The 13,968-nt window shown below is 70.0% G+C and carries 12 protein-coding genes; 3 read left to right on the forward strand and 9 right to left on the reverse strand.

Annotated elements, in window-relative coordinates; genetic code table 11:
- Nucleotides 1-235: 235 nt before the first annotated feature.
- A complete protein-coding gene (locus AB0333_RS10120) occupies nucleotides 236-1,498 on the forward strand; it encodes an MFS transporter (RefSeq protein ID WP_366218714.1) in 1,263 nt (420 codons plus the stop codon).
- A 100-nt stretch (nucleotides 1,499-1,598) separates the two neighbouring features.
- Here AB0333_RS10120 and AB0333_RS10125 read toward each other — a convergent pair whose 3' ends face one another.
- The 9 genes from AB0333_RS10125 to urtA are packed head-to-tail and all read right to left on the reverse strand — an operon-like array spanning nucleotide 1,599 to nucleotide 11,801.
- Complete coding sequence (locus AB0333_RS10125) at nucleotides 1,599-3,140, reverse strand: ATP-binding cassette domain-containing protein (RefSeq protein ID WP_366218567.1); 1,542 nt, start codon at nucleotides 3,138-3,140, stop codon at nucleotides 1,599-1,601.
- A complete protein-coding gene (locus AB0333_RS10130; protein WP_366218568.1) occupies nucleotides 3,137-4,069 on the reverse strand; it encodes an ABC transporter permease in 933 nt (310 codons plus the stop codon). Before AB0333_RS10130 ends, AB0333_RS10125 begins: the two co-directional genes overlap by 4 nt.
- A complete protein-coding gene (locus AB0333_RS10135) occupies nucleotides 4,059-5,120 on the reverse strand; it encodes an ABC transporter permease (protein ID WP_245952469.1) in 1,062 nt (353 codons plus the stop codon). Before AB0333_RS10135 ends, AB0333_RS10130 begins: the two co-directional genes overlap by 11 nt.
- Before the next feature lie 2 nt (nucleotides 5,121-5,122).
- Nucleotides 5,123-6,742, reverse strand: a complete 1,620-nt coding sequence (locus tag AB0333_RS10140; protein WP_366218569.1) for an ABC transporter substrate-binding protein — start codon at nucleotides 6,740-6,742, stop codon at nucleotides 5,123-5,125.
- Nucleotides 6,743-6,782: 40 nt separating this feature from the next.
- Nucleotides 6,783-7,481, reverse strand: coding sequence for an urea ABC transporter ATP-binding subunit UrtE (urtE, locus tag AB0333_RS10145; protein ID WP_366218570.1), 699 nt, complete (start codon nucleotides 7,479-7,481; stop codon nucleotides 6,783-6,785).
- Nucleotides 7,478-8,308 carry an urea ABC transporter ATP-binding protein UrtD gene (gene urtD / locus AB0333_RS10150; RefSeq protein WP_366218571.1) on the reverse strand — a complete coding sequence of 277 codons (831 nt, stop codon included), beginning with the start codon at nucleotides 8,306-8,308 and terminating at the stop codon, nucleotides 7,478-7,480. The genes urtE and urtD overlap by 4 nt, the downstream gene beginning before the upstream one ends.
- Nucleotides 8,305-9,531 carry an urea ABC transporter permease subunit UrtC gene (urtC, locus tag AB0333_RS10155; RefSeq protein ID WP_366218572.1) on the reverse strand — a complete coding sequence of 409 codons (1,227 nt, stop codon included), beginning with the start codon at nucleotides 9,529-9,531 and terminating at the stop codon, nucleotides 8,305-8,307. The genes urtD and urtC overlap by 4 nt, the downstream gene beginning before the upstream one ends.
- Entirely contained in the window at nucleotides 9,528-10,412 is an 885-nt protein-coding gene (gene urtB / locus AB0333_RS10160; RefSeq protein ID WP_366218573.1) for an urea ABC transporter permease subunit UrtB, read from the reverse strand. Before urtB ends, urtC begins: the two co-directional genes overlap by 4 nt.
- A gap of 48 nt (nucleotides 10,413-10,460) precedes the next feature.
- Nucleotides 10,461-11,801 carry an urea ABC transporter substrate-binding protein gene (gene urtA / locus AB0333_RS10165; protein ID WP_245952247.1) on the reverse strand — a complete coding sequence of 447 codons (1,341 nt, stop codon included), beginning with the start codon at nucleotides 11,799-11,801 and terminating at the stop codon, nucleotides 10,461-10,463.
- A 221-nt stretch (nucleotides 11,802-12,022) separates the two neighbouring features.
- On the opposite strand from urtA, the gene AB0333_RS10170 reads away from it, so the two are divergent.
- Nucleotides 12,023-13,030 (forward strand): serine hydrolase, encoded by a 1,008-nt coding sequence (locus AB0333_RS10170; protein ID WP_366218574.1) that lies wholly within the window; start codon nucleotides 12,023-12,025, stop codon nucleotides 13,028-13,030.
- Nucleotides 13,027-13,905: a serine hydrolase gene (locus AB0333_RS10175; protein WP_366218575.1), complete on the forward strand. Its 879-nt coding sequence runs from the start codon at nucleotides 13,027-13,029 to the stop codon at nucleotides 13,903-13,905. Before AB0333_RS10170 ends, AB0333_RS10175 begins: the two co-directional genes overlap by 4 nt.
- The last annotated feature ends 63 nt before the right edge of the window (nucleotides 13,906-13,968 follow it).

The raw sequence follows: 13,968 nt of genomic DNA on the forward strand, positions 1-13,968 counted from the left end.
GACATCCTGGTCATCGGAGAAGACGGCGGCGTGGAGAACATCACGAAGTTCGGCTTCGGCCCGGAGAACAACATCATCGACGCCTGAGTGCCCCGGAGTAGGTGTCCGCTGTGGCCGGATATCAGCACCCCGTAGACATTCTCGTCACGACCCCAATCAAAAGAGGCACTCCATCATGAGCACCGACACCACTTCCACAACACCTCCGCCCTCCGGCCAGGTCGTCGACTCCCGCATGCGCAAGCGCGTCGTCGGCGCCAGCTTCATCGGGAACTTCGTCGAATGGTTCGACTACGCCGTGTACGGCTATTTCGCCGTCGTCATCACCCGGGTCTTCTTCCCCGGATCAGACCCCCAGGTCGGGCTCATGATGACCTTCGGGCTCTTCGCCGTGTCCTTCCTCATCCGACCTATCGGCGGCTTCTTCTGGGGACACGTGGGTGACCGGATCGGCCGCCAGGCGGCGTTGTCCTGGTCCATCCTCTTGATGTCGGTCGCCACCTTCTGCATCGCGCTGATTCCCTCCTACGCGTCGATCGGGCTGTGGGCGCCATTGCTATTGCTCCTCCTTCGGCTGGTCCAGGGGTTCTCGGCCTCGGGCGAGTATGCGGGTGCCTCCGCCTTCCTCGTTGAGTACGCCCCGAACGGGAGGCGCGGCCTGTATGCGGCCATCGTCCCGGCCAGCACCGCTGCCGGACTCCTGCTGGGATCCTTGCTGGCCACTGTCATGACCGCGGTCCTGGATGACCAGCAGATGGAGAGCTGGGGGTGGCGGCTTCCGTTCCTCCTGGCCGCGCCCATGGGCCTGATCGGCCGCTACATCCGCTCCCGGCTCGAGGAGACCCCGGTGTTCCACGAGATGGCCGCGAAGAAAGCCGAGGTGGCTACCCCGATCGGGACACTGTTCAGAAACCACTGGCGCCAACTGCTACAGGCCACCGGAGCCGTACTGCTGAACGCGGTTGGCTTCTATGTCATCCTCAGCTACATGCCGACGTATCTGTCGACGGAAATGGGCCTTGACGCCACCCTCTCGTTCATCGCCACCACGGTGGCCCTGGTCACCTACATCGGCTTCATCTTCGTCTCCGGAACCCTGTCCGACCGGTGCGGCCGGAAGAATGTGCTGATCAGTGCTTCGCTGTTGTTCATCCTGTGCACCGTTCCGGCGTTCCTCCTCTTGGGCACGGAGAACTTCGTGGTGATTCTCCTGATCCAGATCATCCTGGGCGCCATGCTTACCCTGAACGACGGCACGCTCCCGAGCTACCTGGCCGAGATCTTTCCGACGCAGGTCCGGTTCTCGGGCTTTGCCGTGAGCTTCAACATCGCCAACGCGATCTTCGGGGGCACTGCCCCGCTCATCGCCACCTGGCTCATCGCCACCTCCGGCAACACCGTCGCTCCGGCGTGGATGCTGGTTGTCGCTGCGGTCATCTCCCTGGTGGCCGTGGCCCTGTCCCGGGAAACGAGCAAGAGTCCGTTGCGGACGGATTGATACGGCGTTGATGCCAACCCGCAGGGGGCGGGGCCGTCCTCACAGGGCGGCCCCGCCCCCGTGACGATCTCGAGGGCGCCGCCGTTGGGGCACCGAGGCGCTATGACTCCGGGGCCAGCCAGGATGGGTCCGCAGCATTGGTCAGCACGGCGCCGTGCTGACCGGGGCTCAGGTGCAGGACCCGGTCGCAGACCCCGGCCATGGCCTCGAGCGAGTGTCCCACCAGCAGCACGCCCGAACCCTCGTCCGCAGCGGTGCGGAGCGTGCGCAGGATGAGCGCGGCGGACTCCCCGTCCAGCATGGATATGGGCTCGTCGGCGATGACGGACTGCGGCCGGAGGGCCAGGGCGCGGGCCACGCAGATGCGCTGGAGCTGGCCGCCGGAGACCTGGTGCGGACGCCGGTCCAGGATGGCCGGGTCCAGGCCGAGGGAGTGCAGCAGGGGGGTCGGGTCCACGTCGATCCCGGCCAGCCGGGCCGGCAGCGTGAGGCTCTCGCCCAGCCGGTGCCGGGCGGAGACGGCCCGCTGCGGATGCTGGGAGATCCACCCGCAGCGCCGGCGGAGCCCCGGGGGCAGGGACAGCCCGGCGCCTCGGACGGCCTCGCCGTCCACCTCCACCTGGCCCCCGTCCGGTTCATCGAGCAGCGCCAGCACGGAGGCCAGGGAGGATTTCCCGACGCCGGACGGTCCGGTCAGCCCGACCACCTCACCGGCGCGGATGGACAGGTCGGTGGGGGCGAGGATCTCCCGCGAGCCATGGCGGACCGTCACCGCCCGGGCCGCGAGGCGGACCGGGCCCGGTGCCGGGCCCCCGGTCCGCGGGCGGATCCGCGGTGCCGGCCCGAGGACCCCGCCCGGTGGGCCGCTGTCCGCGACGCGGCCTGCGGCGATCCGGGTGACCCGCCCGGCCCAGCGGCGGGCGAAATCGGCATCATGGGACACGACCAGGACGGCGTGCCCGGCGCGTGCGAATCCGGACAGCAGGGCTCCCACCGTGTCGGCGGTTTCCCGGTCAAGACCGGTGGTCGGTTCGTCGGCCAGCAACACCGGTGGGTGGTTGACCATGGCGGCGAGCAGGCTCAGCCGGCCCAGTTGTCCGCCCGAGAACCGGTGCGGGTGGTTGCCGAGCGTCGCGGGGTCGAGCCCGGCGGCGGCCGCCAGATCGTCGAGGTGCCCGGACGGGGGCCCGGCTTGGTGCGGGTGGGCGAAGCCGAAACCGGAGACGGAGCCCCGTGGACCGTGCTGGGCGTGCTGGGCCTGGCGAAGCTGGGCCAGCACGGTCATGGTCGGGGTGAAAGCGCCGCCGGACCCCTGGCGGGAGGTGCCGATCAGCCGGCCGGAAACCCGCCGCCGGAATGCCCGCGCCGGGAGGGTGAGCAGATCGATCTCCTGCTGCCCGGTGAGCAGCCGGGCGTCGCCATCGACGGAGGCGCCGCTGCGGAGGGTTCCGGACAGGGCTGCGACGACAGTCGACTTGCCCGCCCCGCTGGGACCGAAGAGCACGTGCAGCTCGCCGGGGACGATGTCGAGGTCCACCCCGTGGAGGACCGGCCCCGCTCCGAGGTCCACCGTGAGCCCGCGGACGCTGACGGCCGCCTGACCGTGCGCGTGGGGTACGGAGCCGCCCTGTCTGCCGGTCATGAACGTCCAGCGGGCGAGCGCAAGAGCCCGGCCAGGCACACGGTCACGAGGACCAGCAGGCCGGCGGGGACGGCGATGGACCACCAGGCACCCGAGAGCAGGGCCTCCTGGCCGAGCTGGAGTAGTGATCCCAGGGAGGGCTGGTGGGGCGGCAGGCCCAGGCCGATGAAGGTCAGCGTGGACTCGTGCCAGACGGCGTGAGGGACCAGGAGGCCGGCCGCCACCGCGAGCTGGCCGCCGAGCAGGGGCAGGCCGAGGTGCCGGACCAGCTGGAGGCGGGTGAACCCCTGGGAGACGGCGGCGCGGACATGGTCCTGGGCGCGCAGGGTCAAGATCTCTGAGCGCACCAGCCGCGCGGTCTGGGTCCAGTGGGTGACCGCGACGACCATCACGATCGCCAGGAGCGAGCCACGGAAGAAGGAGGCCACCACGATCCCCAGCAACAGGTGGGGGACCGCGTTGAGGGTGTCCACTCCGCGCATGCACCAGCGGTCGAACCGGCCGCCCACCATCGCGCACGTGGCCCCGGCCGCGGTGCCGATCACCACGGCACCTGCCGCGCCGGCGATGGCGGCGATCAGCGAGACGCGCAGGCCGGCGGCTGAGCGGCTGAAGAGGTCCCGGCCGGCGACGTCGGTGCCGAAAGGATGGGCCGGCGACGGCCCCTGTGCCCCGGTGCGGTAGTCCACCAGGAACGGATCGACGGTGAAGAGTATCGGGACGAGCACGGCGTAGGCCACCAGGGCCGCCAGCACTGTGGCGCAGAGGATCCGCACGGCACGGCCAGGCGTGGCGTCATGCGCGCCCCGGGACGGGCGGAACTGCCGGGACTGCCGAGACGGCAGGGGGCGCCGGGCAGGTGGGGGTGCGTCCGGTGCCCGTCCTCCGGCGGTCAGGGTGGTGTGGGTCCGGAGCGTCTCAGAGTTCACGGGGGTCGGTCCTCGGGTCCAGGGCCACGAGGGCCACATCCGCCAGCAGCCCGCCGAGGAGGGAGGCGGCCGTCAGGAGGACGCCGACGGTGGCCAGCAGGGCCAGGTCCTGGGCCAGGGCGGCCTCGACGAGCGCCTGGCCCAGCCCCGGCCAGGAGAGGACCAGTTCCACGACGGCGGCTCCCGCCACGATCTCGGGCAGTCGCGTCCCCGCGATGGCCACCACGGGGATCGCGGCGGCCGGCAGTGCGTGACGGGCCACGATGGTGGGCTCGGACAGGCCGCGAACTCGCGCGGCCTCGACGGCCGGTCCGTTCAGCTGGGCGCGCAGGGCCTCGTGCAGGTGCAGGCTCATCCACGGCACCTGGGACACGGCGACGGCGGCGGTCGGCAGCACCATGTGCGTGGCCACCTGCCCCGCGGTGAGGTCCGCGCCGGGGTTGGTCAGCCCGCCCGCCGGCAGCCAGCCGAGGCCGATCGCGAACACCGCCATCAGGCCGAGGGACACGAGGAAGGAGGGGAGCGCCGTGACCGCCCACAGTCCGCCCACCACGGTGCGGGACACCGGGTGGTGGGGTGTCAGGGCCACCCCCAGGGCCAGCACAACGCTGAGCACCGCGGCGGACAGCACGCCTGTTGCCATGATCAGGACGGTCCAGGGCAGCCGGGCGGCCACGATCTCGGCGACCGGGGCACGGTAGGCCGTGGACCATCCCGGGTCCCCGGTGAGGGTGGAACCGGCCCAGGCGAGCCACGATTCCAGCCAGGTGCCGTGGCCGAGGAGCTCTTCGACGTTATCCCGGGAGGAAGCCGGGGTGAACTCTCCGCGGGCCCCGAGGAAGCCCGTCGTGGCGTCGGCCGGGGAGAGGGCCGCGAGCGCGAAGATGCCGAGGGAGATGACCGCCAGCAAGGGGACGGTCCAGGCCAGGCGCCGCCCGACGAGCACCCCGACGAGCCTGCCGCGCCGGTTCCGCGTGGCCCGCACCGCACCTTGGGAGGCGCCCGGGGATGCGAGAGGCGGGCCGACCGCCCGCTCGGGCGCCGGCGTCATGCTCACGGCCGGGTCCAGGACTCGACGTTCCACCATGGACCCCACGCCACGCCGTGCTCGTGGGGTTCGACGACCGGGGCCAGGCCGTCCCAGCGGTCCAGGCCCTGGGCCACATAGGTGTGCTCCAGCGCCATGAGGGAGACCATGGGAGGGTTCTGGACCAGCCGGGTCTGCAGCTCGCGGTAGAGACCGGCGCGGATCTGCGGATCGGCCTCCTCGCGGGACTCGGCCAGCAGCCGGTCGACCTGTTCGTCGGCGTATCCGGAGGGGTTCGAATAGGGGTCGTCCGGGTCGTAGTCGGCGAAGTCTGAGCTGACCTGGCGGTAGACCTGGGTGTCGGCGTCATAGGGCAGGTCTCCGCCGCCGAGGACAAAGGCCTTGTCCTCCATGGATGCCGCGGCCTGCGACCGGTCGACGCCCTCCAGCTCAACCCGGATGCCCAGCTCGGACAGGTCCGAGGCGAAGGCCTGGGCCAGGTCCCGGCGCAGCGTGTCCTCGGCGAAGTACATCAGGGCGAAGGAGAACTGCCGGCCGTCCTTCTCCCGCACCCCGTCCACGGTGAGGGTCCAGCCCGCCCCGTCCAGGAGCTCGGCGGCACGGGCCGGGTCATGGTCGAACCGCGCGGAGGGCTCGTAGGAGTCGCCCTGGGCCGGGGTCATCGGCGTGGCCAGCGGCCGGCCGTGGCCCTGGAGAATGCCGTCGATCATCGCCTGCCGGTCGGTGGCCAGGTTCACGGCGGTCCGGACCTGCGGGTCCTGGAAGAAGGGTAGCGACTGCGGCAGGGAGATGCCGCGGAAGTCCCCCGAGGGGTTGGTGACGAGTTCCAGGTCGTTGACGCCGTCCAGGGCCGCGGCCAGCCGGGGGGAGAGCTGGGCGCCGTCGAACTCGCCGCTACGTAGGCGCTGGGCGCGGGCGTTCTCGTCCGGGACGAAGGCGATATCGATGCGCTCGACTTCCGGATCCCCGGCCCACCAGTCGTCGCGCGAGGACAGGGCCATTGACTCCCCGCGGCGCCAGTCCTCCAGCACGTAGGGGCCGGTGCCGACCGGCTCGGCGGCCAGCGAGGAGTGGAGCACCGAGTCGCCGAGCGCCTCAGAGGCCGGGATCCCGAGGGTCAGCCGGGCGGGAAGCCCCGCATAGGAGTGGCTCAGCTTGAACTCGACCGTGTGCTCGCCGAGCGCCGTGACAGCATCGACCATGGCGTAGTCGGCCGCCATCCAGGACCCCATCGCAGGATCACGGACGGCATCATAGGCGGCAAGGACGTCGTCGGCGGTGAAATTCGAACCGTCCGAGAAGGTGACGTCCTGGCGCAGCTGGACCGTCCACGTGGTCAGGTCCTCGTCCGGGGTGGGCATCTGCGCGGCGAGCCCCGGCTCCAGGGCGCCGTTCTCCCCCACATTGACGAGGCCGTCGTAGAACTTGGTGGTGATGCCGAGTGGGTGGTCGAGGGGATGGAGGCTCGCGTACTCGGTGGATTCGGCCAGCCGCAGTCCCGCGCCGCTCTCGGCGGTGGTGGCGGTCCCGCCGGTCGAGCACGAGGTCAAGGCCACGGCGACGGCCAGCGCGAGGACGGACGACGACGTACGACGGCGCCGGGCGCGGTGGGGCACGGTTCTCATCTCGGGACGGTGTCTGGTGCGGTGGACGGGAGGACGCGGTTCACAGGGCCAGGGCCTCGCGGACACTGTCTCGGGCGGCGAGGCCGCCGTCGCCTTGGTGGGTGGCCCGGCCTGCTGCAAGCACCGTGTAGTTCTGGGCGACGCGGATGGCGAAACCGACGTGCTGTTCGACCAGGAGGATGCTCATGCCGTCGGCGGCGAGGGACTCGACGGCCTGCTCGATCTCCAGGACCACGGAGGGCTGGATTCCCTCGGTGGGTTCGTCCAGCAGCAGCAGCCGCGGTTTCGTGATGAGGGCCCGGGCGATGGCGAGTTGTTGGCGCTGGCCACCGGAGAGCAGTCCGGCCTGCCGGTCGAGCACGGCCTGCAGGGCGGGGAACCGGTCCAGGGCCTCCTGGACGGCGGCGCGGCGCCGTGAGCGGGGCTGGCCGTCGGCCACGACCTGGAGGTTCTCCAGGGCGGAGAGCTGCTCGAACGATCGTTGGCCCTGGGGGACGTAGGCCAGTCCGGCGTGGACCCGGCGGTGGGGAGCGTGCCGGGTGATGTCCTCACCGTCCAGGCGGATGGTCCCGGCGCTCGGGCGCAGGAGGCCGATGGCCGCCTTGAGCAGGGTGGTCTTGCCGGCTCCGTTGTGCCCCAGGACGGCGGTGACACCGTGCTCTGCACACCCGAGGCTCACGTCCCGCAGCACGGTGGTGCGGTCGTAGCCGACGGTCAGGTTCTCGATCTCGAGCATCATGCTGGCTGGTTCCCTTCGGCCTCTGCGTCCGGCCCGCTTCCCAGGTACACCTGTTGGACCCGAGGGTCCGAAGTCACGGCGTCCACCGAACCGGCGGACAGGACCTTTCCCTGGTGCAGGACGGTCACCTCGGAGGCGAACTGGCGCATGAAGTCCATGTCATGCTCCACCACGATCACGGTGCGTTCCCGCTTGAGCCGGTGCAACAGCTCGCCGGTGGCCTGCCGTTCGTCGTGGCTCATGCCGGCCACCGGCTCGTCCAGCAGCAGCACCTTGGCCCGCTGGACCAGGAGCATGGCGATCTCGACCCACTGCTTCTGCCCGTGCGAGAGGATGCCGGCGGGACGGTCGATGACATGTCCGAGCCCCGTGTCCTCCAGCGCCTCGTCGATGGCGGGGTCGATCCGGCTGCGGGCACCGAGCAACGACCATCGGGAGCGGTGCATGCCGGCGGCGATGTCCAGGTTCTGCAGGACGGTGAGGTTCTCGAACAGGGTGGCGGTCTGGAAGGTGCGGCCGATTCCCTGGCGGGCGAGCTTCCGGACGGGGATGCCCAGCACTTCTTGTCCGTCGAGCCGGACGGAGCCCGTGGCCTTGGACAGGCCCGTGATGGCGTCCACGCAGGTGGTCTTGCCGGCGCCGTTGGGGCCGATGAGGAAGTGGACCGTGTCCGGGGCGAAGTCGAGGTCGACCCCGTCGACCGCGGTGAAGGGCCCGAAGCGGACGGTCAGGTCTCGGACGGCCAATCCGGTGTTCCCGGCTGGGGTGGTCAGTGGAGTCTGATCCGCTGCAGCTGTGGGCCTGCTGTCGATGTCGGTGACACTCATGTCAGGGTTCCCTTCGGGGCGGGTACGTGCGCTGGTTCGGCCGGGTCGGTTCCGGGATCCGGGGTGGAGCCGTTGCCGGAGTCGGCCCGGCGGCGGCGGAATCGTTGGCCGAGTGAGGCGACTCCGCCGGGAAGCAGGACGATGACCAGGATGAGGAGCAACCCTTGGAAGTAGCTCCATCCGGAGGGGAAGGCTTGCGCGAGCGACGACTCGGCCCAGGCGACCGCCAGAGCGCCGAGGACGGGACCGAACAGGGAACCTCGTCCGCCGACAGCCACGCCGATCACGAAGGCGATGGAGGGTGCGACCCCGATCGAAGTGGGCGAGATGATCCCGACGATCGGCACGAACAGCGCCCCGCCGATGCTGGCCATCATGGCGGCGGCCATGTAGGCGATGGTCTTGACGCCCGCGGGATCGTAGCCCAGGAACCGGACGCGCTCCTCGCCGTCCCGGGTGGCCACCAGCAGTTCGCCGAACCGGCTGCGCATCATCCAGTAGGCCAGCGCGACCATGGCCACGAGCACCCCACAGGCCAACAGGTAGATGAACTGCTGATTGAGCGGATCGGCCAGGGAGAGACCGAAGAATGACTGGAACCCGCTGAGGCCGTTGGACCCGCCCAGGGTGTCCTGCTGGCCGATCAGCAGCACCGCGACTGCGGCGACGAGGGCCTGGTTCAGGATGGCGAAGTAGGCGCCCTTGACCTTGCGCTTGAACAGTGAGAAGCCCAGCAGGCCCGCCACCAGGGCAGGCAGCAGCACGATGCCCAGGACGGTGACCGTCCCGCTGCGGAACGGCTCCCAGAACCATGGCAACTCCCCGTTGCCCGAGAGCACCATGAAGGACGGCAGGGTGTCCGGGCCCCGCAGGGCGGCGTCGGAGAGCAGCATGTGCATCGCCATGACGTAGGCCCCGATGCCGAAGAAGGCGCCCTGACCCATGGTGAGCATGCCACCGCGGCCCCAGGCCAGGCCGATGCCAACCGCCACGATGGCCAGGCACACGAACCTGCCGATCTGGTTGACCTGGAAGGTGCCGAAGAACATCGGCACCAGGACCATCAGGGCGATGGCGAGTACCGCCATGCCGCCATAGGCGAGCCCCCGGCGGGGCACCCCCGGTACCGGACCCGCCGGACGGCCCCGTCCGGCGTCGCCCACTCGGGCCTCGTCCGGTCCGGCGGCGGACGGGTCTCCGCGCTCTGTGCTGGTGAGGCTCATGCCAGGCTCCTTGTCTTGACGGCGAACAGCCCTTGCGGGCGCAGCTGCAGGAACGCGACCACGATGACCAGGACGAAGAACTTCGCCAGGCTGGCGGAGGTCGAATACTCGATGAGTGCCTGCAGCACGCCCAGGGTGAAGGCCGCGATGACCGCACCCTTGATCTTGCCGATGCCGCCGGCGACCACCACCAGGAAAGCGTCCACGATGTAGCTGGTGCCGATGGTCGGGCCGGTCGAGCCGATCAGGGTGACGGCCACCCCGGCCACCCCGGCCAGTCCCGAGCCGAGGAAGAACGTCATCCGGTCCATGCGCCGGCTCGAAATACCGCTGGTCTCGGCCAGGTCTCGGTTGAGGACCGTGGCACGGATCTGGCGGCCGGCCGGCGACTTGGCCATGAACAGGACCACGGCCCCGACGACGGCGATGGACAGCACCAGGATGAACAGTCTGGAGTAGGGCACCACAGCCCCGAACACCTGCAGGTTGCCCTGCAGCCAGCCGGGGACCGCCACATCGACGGCCTGGGCGCCGAAGACGTCGCGGGCCACCTGCTGCAGGACCAGACCCACACCGAAGGTTGCCAGCAACGTGTCCAGAGGACGGTGGTACAGGTGCCGGATGAGGAATTGCTCGATGATCAGGCCGAGCGCGCCGGCCACCACGAACGCCGCAGGAATGGCGAACAGCAGGGAGAGCCCCGCGTCCACGAGGATCCGCTGGACCACGTAGGTGGTGTACGCGCCGACCATGATGAACTCGCCATGGGCCATGTTGATCACGCCCATCTGGCCGAAGGTGAGCGAGAGCCCTACCGCGACCAACAACAGGACGGATCCGATGCTGACGCCTGCCACGAGCTGAGAGATGAGGATGTCCATGAGTCTCCTGTCCGGTAGCCCCCGGCCCAGGCCGGGGGCTACCTCGGCTCAGCTGTCAGAACCGGTATCCAACGAGGAGGCCAGGGAGGAGGCCCAGTCGTAGCCCTCCAGGAACGGATCCGGTTCGACGGCCTCGTCCGTCTCCCACACGATGTCAATCAAGCCGTCCTCAGTGACCTGCCCGATCCGCGGGGTCTTCACCAGATGCTGGTTGTCCGGATCGTAGGAGACGGTGCCCTCGGGCGCCTCGAAGTCCACCTCGCCGGCAGCCGCACGGACGTCGTCGGTGGCGAAGGACTCCGCCTCTTCCACCATCGCCTTCCACAGATACAGGCTGGTATAGGCGGCCTCCATGGGATCGGAGGTCACGCGACCCTCTCCCTGATTCTCCTTGAATCGCTCCACGAAGGCCTCGTTCTCCGGGGTGTCCAGCGTCTGGTAATAGTTCCAGGCCGTGAACTGGCCCTCGACGTTCTCGGCGCCGATGCCCTCGATCTCCTCCTCCGCGATGGACACGGACATCACCGGCATGGTCTCGGCCTCCAGCCCCACGCTGTTGTACTGCCGGAAGAAGGCCACATTGGAGTCGCCGTTGAGCGTGTTGAACACGGCGTCCGCCCCGGAGGCCTGGACTCCGTTGACGATAGTGGTGAAGTCGGTGGAGCCCAGCGGCGTGTAGTCCTCGCCGAGGATCTCGATGCCGTGCTCCTCGGCGTAGGCCTTGATGATGGCATTGGCAGTCCGAGGGAAGACATAGTCGCTGCCCACCAGGTAAAGGGACTCGATGTCCTGCTCCTCGGCCAGATAATCCAGCGCGGGAATGATCTGCTGGTTGGTGGTGGCCCCCGAGTAGAAGATGTTCTCCGAGGACTCCATGCCCTCGTACTGCACGGGATAGAACAGCAGGGAATCGTTGGCCTCGAAGACGGGGAGCATGGCCTTGCGGGAGGCGGAGGTCCAGCCGCCGAAGACTGCGGCCACACATTCCTGCTGGATCAGCCGCTCAGAGCGTTCGGCGAAGATGGTCGGCTCGGAGGCCCCGTCCTCGGACACGACCTCGATCTGCTTGCCCAGGATGCCGCCGTCCTCGTTGATCTCCTCGGCGGCCATGGACAACGACTGGAAGACAGTGGTCTCGCTGATGGCCATGGTGCCGGAGAGAGAGTTGATGAACCCGACCTTGATGGAGTCCCCGCTGGTGTCCACGCAGCTGGTGCTCGATGAGTCCGCCGAGGTGGAGGAGCCCCCGGCTGCCGTCTCGCCGGCGCGGGCCCCGCACGCGGTGACAGCCAGTGCGAGAACCGCCAGTGTGGCTGGTACGGCGGCAATCCGGCGTCGGCGCCGCCGCCAGTCTCGTGGCGAACGGGAGGTGGGGGACGGCAGGCTCACGGGGACTCCTCGAGTGATGGGTGCGATCACGGAGGGAGAAGCCTGACCCTGGAGGGCAGACGGTCTCCATTCCGTGCACCTCACGGTAGGAACACCGCGTTTCGTTTCTGTTTCGAAAACGTGCGGCGAGCGTTAAGTCCCCGAGGTGCCCAGCTGGGCCCGGAGGTGCCATTGGGATCTCAGCCGGGGCATGCGCTCCTGAGGTGACGTAGGGTCGGCCCGTGGACACCGCCGAGTTGCACCGACGCCTGACCGCCCGGGCAGGGACCCTGCCGTTCGCGCTGCACTACGCCGTGAAGCCGTTGCATCCTCGATCGGACGCCCCTGCGGGTCCGAACACCCGTGGTGTCCCCCTCACCCGCATCACCCGGGGTGCCGACATGGTGGTCCCGTCCTTCTCCACGCGCAAGGTCAGCATCCTCTGCGCCACCCTCGCGCTCGCCCGAGCCGGCCGACTGGACCTCGAGCAGCGGCACACGATCACCGAGGCGCACCGCGACGGCGTGCAGGCCGGCATCATGCGCACCCTCAGCGCCGGGATCGACCTGACGCTGGCGGACTGCCTGACGCAGATGATGTGCACCTCGGACAACATCTGCACCCAGTTGGTCTTCGAGGCCCTCGCCACAGGGTTACGAACACGATCCTCGGTGGGTCCATCGGGGATTCTCGACGACGGGCGTGGTCGTAACTCGGAGGGCGAACGACAGGAGGCCTTGCAGTACGTCAACGACTACTGCGCTTGGGCCGGGATGCGATCGACCCTCCACCGTGAGGTCTTCCCGCGCACCGGCGGCCTCGCCTGGCACCACCCGATCGACGGGCTCACCGTCACCACGGCCGCCGACCAGGCCCGCCTGCTCGCGTTGATCGGCTCCGGCGCCGGTGAGGGGTCAGCCTCCGTCAGCGCCGCCGCCCGACTCCAGCTCCTCCCCGACGACTGCCGCCGGATCATCGGTCTCATGAAGGGCATCTACACCCCGCGCCTCGGAGCGGCGACCACGCGTATCAGTTTTGCGGAGAAGAACGGCCGCGGCCTGCGGTCGCTGTCCCAGGTGGGGCTCGCACTGGACGCACAGGGGGCGCCGCTGGCCGCCGTCGCCGTCTTTGCCGAGACCGTCCCCACCTCGCTGCCGGACGGGGTACCGGGCCGCAACGCCGTCTTCACCGCCTTCGCGGAGGTCGGCCGCGCGATCGAGGACTGGGCTGTGCCCGTGGTGGCCGCGTGAGCCGGCTGCCCGCCGTGCGTGCCCTGCCCCTCGGTGACATCCCGGCGGCGTACCCGCAGCTGCGCTTCGCCGTCCGGTTCGCGGACGGCCGGTACCTGGAGCACGACGCCGGCCCACCCCATCCGCTGGCCGGTACCGGCAAACTGTGGCTGGCCTGCGTGGTGGACACCGTGGCCGGGCGGGACCCCGGGCTGCCGGGCACGACGCTCACGGTGACCGACCGGCACCGCCACGCCGCCCGAACGGGCACCCTCCGCCTGATGTCGGGCGACCTGCGACTGAGCGTGGAGGACGCCATGGGGCTGATCCTCGGCACCGGCGACGGTGCCTGCGTGCTCGCCCTGCTGGAGCTGCTGGCCGCCCGGGGAGTGGAGGTGCTCGCCGAGGCCCGCGCCGTGGCGGCCGACCTCGGACGGGGCGCGACCGTGTTCACCGGGGTCGAGTCGGACGGTGGCGCGGGTTCGTCGAATGCGGTGAGCTGGGGCGAGGGGATGCTCGGGCAGACCAACCCCGCGGACCTGTGCGCCCTGCTGTCCGGTCCCGTGGCCCGGTCCGAGCGGATGCTGGGCTGGATGCGGCGGACCGTGGAGCCGGCCGGCCTGGCCGGCGGGCTGCCGGGCTTCGGCCCCCGTACCGTGCCGCATCAGACCATCGCCGGTGGGGAACTGCTTCCCACTGCCGGGGCAGGCGGAGCGGACGGCGAGGCCGGGGCACCCGGCTGCGCCTCCGTGCTCGTGCTGCCGGCCGGCGTCGTGGCGGCCTACCATCCGTCCCCCCAAGACGGTCGGCGGGCGTCCGGGCTGGAGTTCTCCGCCGCGCTGGGAACCCTGGGTCTGGCCGTCTGGAGGCGCAACACAGAGTTAACGGCAGGGTAACCACGGCGGGTTTCCTGCGGGGCAAACTGTTGAATCACAGTCACCTCGATGGAAGGTCGCACC

This window comes from Citricoccus sp. NPDC079358 (assembly GCF_040702545.1).
Taxonomy (GTDB): Bacteria; Actinomycetota; Actinomycetes; order Actinomycetales; family Micrococcaceae; genus Citricoccus.